Origin of the sequence: uncultured Clostridium sp. (assembly GCF_947039605.1) — a bacterium.
Taxonomy (GTDB): Bacteria; Bacillota; Clostridia; order Clostridiales; family Clostridiaceae; genus Sarcina.
The window spans coordinates 1-8,044 of the sequence record NZ_CAMQZG010000079.1 but is presented as its reverse complement, the minus strand read 5'-3'; the positions used below and the strand labels follow the sequence as shown (position 1 = coordinate 8,044).

The window sequence follows — 8,044 nt, the reverse complement described above, 5'->3', positions numbered from 1 at the left end:
TCGAAAAACAAAAAAAAGGACATCGACATTGTAGTTTGTCGACGTCCTGAAAGCACTAGTTTTCACTAGTGCTTTTTATATTTTATTTACTAGATATTTCCTCTATTTTTTTCACTTCTTTTGAATCTTCTATTATATTTCCTTTTCCTTTAGTATATCTATTATATTTTTTGTAGAACAAAGCTAAAACTAATAAATTTGCTACTAAATAACATACTGCTGTAATGTAGTACGCCTGTCTATACCCACTTGTTGTTGTAAATAATATTGTTTTAGTAAATATTCCACCAAGAATATACCCTGCTGAAGAGCATACTGTTATAACCGCATTATAGAATGCTCTATCAGATTTTTTAACAAAGCTCATTGGTAATGCTTGTTGTATTGGCTGACATGCATTTGCAAACCCTGATCTTAAGAATAAAGTTACCCCTATACCAACAACTATAAAACTTCCAAATATTTGTCCATTTGCTATTAAAATAAATAATGGAATAGTTAAAATAAAACACCCTACCAAGGCAATAATTGATCCTAATTTTTCTTCAACAAAAGGTGTAACCATCATAAATAATACTGATGCTACATAAGTTAGTGCAATTATTACTGAAATAACACCTCTATCTATGTGTAAAAACTCATTAAGGAATACTGGGAAGTATGGGCATATTAATGCTGCTCCAAACCCAATTAAAAATGTCCATATAAGCCATACTATTAAATCTTTATTTTCAAACATAGCAAAATTAAACTTTGCTTTAGCCTTAGCTTCTCTAGTTACGTTTTCTTGATAATCTTCTTTTTTCTCACGCAAGAATAAAGTAATTACAAAAGCTATTACTGCAAGTACACAAACAATCCAAAATACCATTTTATATGAAGATAAATAACTAAGTCTTTGAGACTCATCTAAAAGTTTTGGATGTGCACTCAAATTATTAGCTACACTATACCCTATATGCAAATATTTTGAAAAAAAGTAGACAACTAAATTACCATCAAAAAGACTTCCAATAGCAGTTCCTGCCATATTAGCATAAAGTGCTCTGGAAAACATCTTTGTTCTATTTTCTAGTGTTGTATATGATGATAGCATTGGTGCTAAAACATATTGTGATACATTTATCCCACTTAAAAATAAAACAATTAATATTCCAAGTAAAATATTACTTTTAACATACATAATCCCTATAATACTAATAATTATTAGTATCGGAAATGGTAACAGAATCTTTTTATATCCAAACCTTGGTATCAAAGTTATTATAATAGCCCCTATTAAAATAGCTACTCCTAAATAACTTGAAAATGCTGCTGTAACTTCTGGAGATTTTAATTGTAGATAACTTACAAAGGTGTCTATTGAAACTCCTGTTATTATCCCTAAAAATACAAATCCAGCTATAAAGGTATAACAGTTCCAATTCCATCTTTTTTTAACCTCTTCTTTAGATTGAACATCACTTATCATTAATAATCCCTTCTTTTACATTAGATTTTATTCATTTTAATTGTATTTTTAAATATAACTTTTTTCAAATGCACCAAATTATAAACTTATATTAAACTTTTTAAAATTAACTCTAAATTTATCTTTTTTTTCCAATATTACATTAATTTTTTAACCGAAATTGCTTATAACCTTTAAAACTTTTATTTCGTTCAGATTCCCTTAAAATGTTATTATTCCAAAAAAACAAGGTAGAATTAATACCACTAGTATCAATTCTACCTTGTTTTTAAATTTAACTCTCTACAAATTTTTTATCTTTTTGATTACTAATAAATCTAGCCATTAAAAACATCACACAAGAACTATACTTTTCCATTCTTGTGAAATTGTTGACCCAAATTGCATGTTTGCTACCATATCTGTTAACCATCTTATAAGTGTAAGTTTTGATATTTTATCTTCAAAATCTGAGAAGAATTCAACTGGCATAAATGCTCCTCCTATCATAAGCGATACAACTGCATACATAACCCAATACCCCCTCGTATTTCTCTTATTGATATTATTGTAGTTCAAATTTATCTCTATGTTCATTTATTAAATTAATAAAATAATATACCATTTGTCATTAACCTTATATACGTAAACAAAATTAATTTTTTCTGAAATAAAAAAAGAGCATTAGTAATTACTTACTAACACTCTTATTACACCTTATAGGGCTATTTTTAATAATAAACAAGACACCCTTGTCTTTCTAATTGTTCTATAATCTCATTATATTCAAGTCTACTATTCCATCTTAAATCTACTCTTTCTAACTTCTTAAGATTTAAAATTTCAATCGGAATCTTTTCTAAATCATTTCCTCTTAAATCAAGTTCTATCAAATTTCTAACCCCACCAATTTCCTTTGGAAGCTCTTTAAGTTTATTGTTTCTAAGATTCAATCGTCTTAAATATTTTAAGAAATCTATAGTTATCGGCAACTCCTCTATCTCATTATCATCTAACTCTAGAACTCTTAAATTTTTCAAATTACAAATACTCTCTGATATGCTTCTAACCTTATTACCATTTAAATTAAGACATCTAAGTGATAATAAATTGAAAAAAGTTTCATTCAAATGATCTATCTCATTATTCATAGCTCTCATTTCAACAAGACACTCAAGTTTATCAATAGACTTTGGTAAACCATGTAACCTATTGTTACTAATATTTATATATCTAAGATTAGTTAAATTACAAATTTCATCTGGTAATTTATCTAGCTCATTATTATGTAAATATAAATATCTATCAAGATTATTAAGTTCTCCTATTTCAACTGGAATTTCTTTTATTCTATTAAACCCCAAATCAAAAGTTCTAAGTTTCTGTAGATTTTTTATTTCTGGCTGCAAAAATTCTATTTCATTTACAGATAAATTTAAAACTTCTATATTAGTCATTTTATAAATATCCATATCAATAGTTTTTATCCTGTTATTATAAACACTAAGCTCCCTTACATCCTCTAACTTTTTTATCTTTGGTATTTTTGTAATATCCTGATTATTAAATATATATATCATTATCCACCTCTTTATCTAAAGTTATATATTCTAAGTATTTACTATTTTTTATACTTTACCCAAATATTTTATAGCAATTTGTGTTCTATGTTCAAACCCTGTTTTTTGTAGAATAAAAGTTATATAATTTCTAACACTTCCCTCTGATACATAAACTTTTTTACTAATCTCTTTATTACTTATTTTATCTGACTTAGTATTTTTTAGAATATATCTATTTGCACCCTACTTCATAACTTTATCTATATACTCTGTTTCATCAAAAGTTGTAAGTATCACTATTACTTTTTATAACTTTAGTAGCCTCAACACCATTCATAACTGGCATCCTAATATCTAAAAGTGCCACATCAACCTTATTACATAATACAAAATCACTTGCAACTTTTCCATTCTCAAAAGTTCCTAAACCCTCTATATCATCATCTATACCCAAAATAATATTAAGACTTTCCCTAATTAAACTATCATCATCAGCTATAATAATCCTCAAAATTTCTCCCCCTATTTATTAATTAAAATTACTGAATTAAATCCATTTTTCCCATCAACAATAAACTTTCTACCAATAGATATAACCTGTATCTCTTTATTTTCATTTATTAAGGTCCTTCCTAAAATTAAATCAACTCCAATACTAATGTAACCCCAAATATTAATTTCAATTTTTTAATTAATTAAGATTTTTAAAATATTGAAATAAAATAAAAAATGCCTATGCAAAATTAAATTGCATAGACATTTTTTATTATAACTCATCGTTATACTAAACCATAGATTCAGGCAAGCACCAATAAGCTTATCTGTACCATGTAATATTATATTACTTTATTTCAATAACATCAAATCCAAAATCTTCGATAGCCTCTGTTAATACTTCATTAGAAACATCACCTTCAATTATAGCTTGACCTACTGTTACGTCCATTTTTGTTATTCCAGCTACATCTGATAAAGCTTTCTCTATATTAGCTACACATTTACCACATGACATACCTTCTATTTTTACTGTTTTCATTAATATCACCTCGTCTTAAATTCACAAGATATAAAGCCTCTTGTTAAAGCATTATTTATATTTTGATTATAACTCTAAAACTTCCCAATTAAGAGAAATATATATTACAGTTTTAAATCATATTTTATAATTATAGCTCCCAAAGGGAGCTATAATTTTGTGAGAGAATTTTCCCTCTCACATTAGAAACTAACCACTAGTGAAATACCCACCACTTAGCCTAAAGGCTTGAAGTCGGGGCTTCGTATAATCCTGTCTAACCATATAGGTAATTATTTTACAGACTATCAGTTTCCAACGCTATGGGTTTTTTTAGGAGAACCCTTTCCGTATTTCCTACGGTACTGCAAGCTTAAGACTTGCTTTTGGAAACCTATAATTATATTATATCCAAGCTTGAATTATTAATACATGGGAATTATTTACGTTTAGCTAAAGCTACGTCGATTCATCTCACCACCTACTACGTTGAGGTTGGAGAATTCTCTTAAATTAAGTTAAAATGAAGTTATTACTAGTTTGCCCTAATTTTTATATTTTATAAATCTAATTTAGGTTTAAAAGTTTTAAGTCTTAGAGCATTTAAAAGAACAGTAACAGAACTAAAGCTCATTGCAAAAGCTCCAATCATAGGATTTAATAAAGGTCCTCCAAATAAGTGAAGTACTCCCATAGCAATAGGGATACCAATTATATTAAATATTAATCCCCAGAATAGGTTTTCTTTAATATTTCTCATAGTTTTTCTACTTAATTGAATAGCTCCAATAACATCCATAATATCACTTCTCATAAGAACTATATCAGCAGATTCCATTGCAATATCAGTTCCTGATCCAATAGCCATTCCAACATCTGCAATTGCAAGTGCTGGGGCATCATTAACACCATCTCCAACCATAGCAACTTTTTTACCTTCTGCCTGAATTTCTTTAACTTTCTCAGCCTTCTCATGTGGCAATACTTCAGCTACAACTCTTGAAATGCCAAGTTCTTTAGCAATAGCCTGTGCTGTTTTTTTATTATCTCCAGTAAGCATAACAACCTCAATACCCATTTTTGTAAGTATTTGAACTGCTTTCTTACTTGAAGGTTTAACAGTATCTGCAACCGCAATAATAGCTTCGAGCTTTCCATCTATAATCATATACATAGGAGTTTTCCCTTGCTCTGCAAGTCTTTCAGACTCTTTTTCAAACTCGCCTGATATAATAACATTCTGCTCATCTATAAGTTTTTTATTTCCTATAAATATATCTTTTGAATCAATGCTTACTTCTATCCCTTTACCAGGTATAGCTGTAAATTCATCAATTTTTTTAAGTTCAAGACCAAGTTCTTCAGCATGTTTAACAATAGCCTCCCCAAGTGGATGCTCTGAACCCTTTTCAGCTGCTCCTGCAATTGAAAGAATTTCATTTTCTGAATACTTATCAGTAATAATATCTGTAACCACTGGTTTTCCCTCAGTTAAAGTACCTGTTTTATCAAATACAATAGTTTCAATTCTTCCAGTAGCTTCAAGTGACTCTCCACCCTTAATAAGTACACCATACTCAGCCCCTTTACCAGTACCAACCATGATAGCTGTAGGAGTTGCAAGTCCCAAAGCACATGGGCAAGCTATAACTAAAACTGCTATAAATATAGTCATAACAAATTCTAAATTCTGACCATCAATACCCCAGAATATACTAGCTAATATAGCAAGTATAATAACTACAGGGACAAAATATCCCGCAATAATATCTGCAGTCTTAGCTATTGGAGCTTTTGACCCCTGTGCATCTTTAACAAGTTTAACTATTTGAGAAATAACTGTATCTTTACCAACCTTTGTAGCCTTATAAATAATTCTACCATTTTTATTAATACTAGCTCCAAAAACAGAATCACCAATAGTTTTTTCAACTGGAATACTCTCACCAGTCAACATACTTTCCTCAAGTGCTGTCTTACCCTCAATAATTTCACCATCAACAGGTAACTTTTCTCCAGGTTTAACAACAATCAAATCTCCAACTCTAACATCATCAATAGAAACAACTTGTTCTTTACCATCAACAATAATTGTTGCATTTTTAGGTGCAAGCCCCATTAATTTTTTAATAGCATCTGAAGTTTTACCCTTAGCAACGCTTTCTAAAAATTTACCAAGACTAACAAATCCAATAATAATAGCTGCTGACTCAAAGTATAATTCATGTGCAAAGTGTGGGAATCCCATACCAATCTTAATCATTGCATATATACTATATAAAAATGCTGCACCTGCTCCAATAGAGATTAATGAATCCATATTAGGAACTCCAGCAAATAAACTCTTAAATCCAACTTTAAAGAAACTTCTACCAAAGTAAAATACTATAACTGTTAATATCAGCTGTACTACTGCAAAAGTTAAAGGTGATTGTTCTGGTGACATAAAACTTGGAAGTGGCATCCCGACCATCTCTCCCATAGATATAATAAACACCGGAATTGCAAATAATGCAGTAAGAATTAATCTATTTCTAGTAAATGTTACTTCACTTTTTTTGTTACCCTCTAAATTTGCTTCTTCTTCTTCCAAATCAACAAGTGTAAAACCAGGTTTTGATAACTTAGCTCTAATATCACTCATTCTAACTTTCTCTGTATCATAAGCGAACTTTACAGTTCCTGCTGCAAAGTTTACAACTCCATTTTCTACTCCATCCATCTTCTTTAAAATTCTTTCAATAGATGACGCACATGCAGCACAACTCATACCTTCAACATTATAAGTTATTTCTTTTAAATCTTTCTTAAAATTAAAACCAATTTTTTGTACTCTCTTTTGTATATCTTCATAAGATACTTTATCTTCATCATATACAAGCGAAACACTTTCATTAGCAAAGTTAACAACCGCTTTATCAACTCCATCAAGTTTTCCAAGTGATCTTTCAATGGAAGATGCACAAGCTGCACAGCTCATCCCTTCAACTTTATAAACTTCTTTAATTTGATTATTATTCTCTATTCTAAAACCAATTTTCTCTATCTTCTGTCTTATTTTCTCTAAGCTAATCTTATTTTTATCATAATTAAGATTAAGCTCCTCTGCTACTAAATTCACAGTTGCACTATCTATACCATCCATCTTATTTAAAACTCTTTCAATTGATGCTGCACATGCAGCACAAGTCATCCCAGTAACTTTAAGTACTTTTTGTTCCACTATTATCACCTTCCTCATTTGTATCTTGTTAATTATCAACCTTATATATCAAACAAATTATTTACTTTCTAAAAGTTTTGAAATTATTTTATCAAGTTCTTGTATCTTTTCCTCTTTACTTTCTTTATTATCCATTGCTGCAATAACACAACTATTTAAATGTTGAGAAAGAATATGCTTATTAGCTTTTTTAACTAAAGCTTGAGAAGCCATAATTTGATTAGACACATCAATGCAATACCTTTCATTCTCTATCATTTTTATTATTCCATCTATCTGTCCTCTAGCAGTCTTTAATAACTGAATTGCTTTCTTTTTATCTTCATTCATAACAAATCTCCTTATACACCCCTACAGGGGGGTCCTGTATTTATAATATACACTTTAAAATCTTTCCTGTCAAGGAATACCTATTAATAATATGAATAAAAGAAGCAAATATAATTTCAAAAATTATATTTGCTTCTTTTATTCTCAACCTAAAGTAAAAAAAGGCATAAAAAAAAGATCAAAGAAAATTCTTTGATCTTTTGAATCTAGCGACAACCTACTCTCCCACACAGCTGCCCGTGCAGTACCATCGGCCCATAAAAGCTTAACCATCGTGTTCGGAATGGGAACGGGTGTTACCTTAAATGGCATAACCACTAGATATTTGGCTCCAGAAGTGGGATTTGAACCCACGACCTTTCGATTAACAGTCGACTGCTCCACCACTGAGCTATTCCGGATTAATATAAATCTGGCAACAACCTACTCTCCCACACAGCTGCCCGTGCAGTACCATCGGCCCT

At 29.8% G+C, this 8,044-nt stretch carries 6 protein-coding genes, 1 tRNA gene, 1 rRNA gene and 1 pseudogene; all 9 read right to left on the bottom strand.

The features are described 5' to 3' along the window. Window positions 1–82 precede the first annotated feature (82 nt). Window positions 83–1,471, bottom strand: coding sequence for an MFS transporter (locus Q0V24_RS16585; RefSeq protein WP_297523210.1), 1,389 nt, complete (start codon window positions 1,469–1,471; stop codon window positions 83–85). 333 nt (window positions 1,472–1,804) lie between these two features. Further along, on the bottom strand, window positions 1,805–1,981 hold the full coding sequence (locus Q0V24_RS16580) for a hypothetical protein (RefSeq protein ID WP_297523208.1): 177 nt from the start codon (window positions 1,979–1,981) through the stop codon (window positions 1,805–1,807). Window positions 1,982–2,181: 200 nt separating this feature from the next. After that, window positions 2,182–3,030, bottom strand: a complete 849-nt coding sequence (locus tag Q0V24_RS16575; protein WP_297523206.1) for a hypothetical protein — start codon at window positions 3,028–3,030, stop codon at window positions 2,182–2,184. 48 nt (window positions 3,031–3,078) lie between these two features. Continuing rightward, a pseudogene (locus Q0V24_RS16570) lies at window positions 3,079–3,523 on the bottom strand (response regulator transcription factor). Between the two features lie 330 nt (window positions 3,524–3,853). Next, the gene (locus Q0V24_RS16565) at window positions 3,854–4,048 is read right to left on the bottom strand and encodes a heavy metal-associated domain-containing protein (RefSeq protein ID WP_297523205.1); all 195 of its coding nucleotides are present in this window, start codon (window positions 4,046–4,048) and stop codon (window positions 3,854–3,856) included. 538 nt (window positions 4,049–4,586) lie between these two features. Continuing rightward, on the bottom strand, window positions 4,587–7,250 hold the full coding sequence (locus Q0V24_RS16560; RefSeq protein ID WP_297523202.1) for a heavy metal translocating P-type ATPase: 2,664 nt from the start codon (window positions 7,248–7,250) through the stop codon (window positions 4,587–4,589). 57 nt (window positions 7,251–7,307) lie between these two features. Next, the gene (locus Q0V24_RS16555; RefSeq protein ID WP_297523200.1) at window positions 7,308–7,580 is read right to left on the bottom strand and encodes a metal-sensing transcriptional repressor; all 273 of its coding nucleotides are present in this window, start codon (window positions 7,578–7,580) and stop codon (window positions 7,308–7,310) included. A gap of 204 nt (window positions 7,581–7,784) precedes the next feature. Beyond that, a 5S ribosomal RNA gene (rrf, locus tag Q0V24_RS16550) occupies window positions 7,785–7,902 on the bottom strand. Window positions 7,903–7,906: 4 nt separating this feature from the next. Continuing rightward, window positions 7,907–7,981 (bottom strand) — tRNA-Asn (locus Q0V24_RS16545). Window positions 7,982–8,044: the final 63 nt, after the last annotated feature.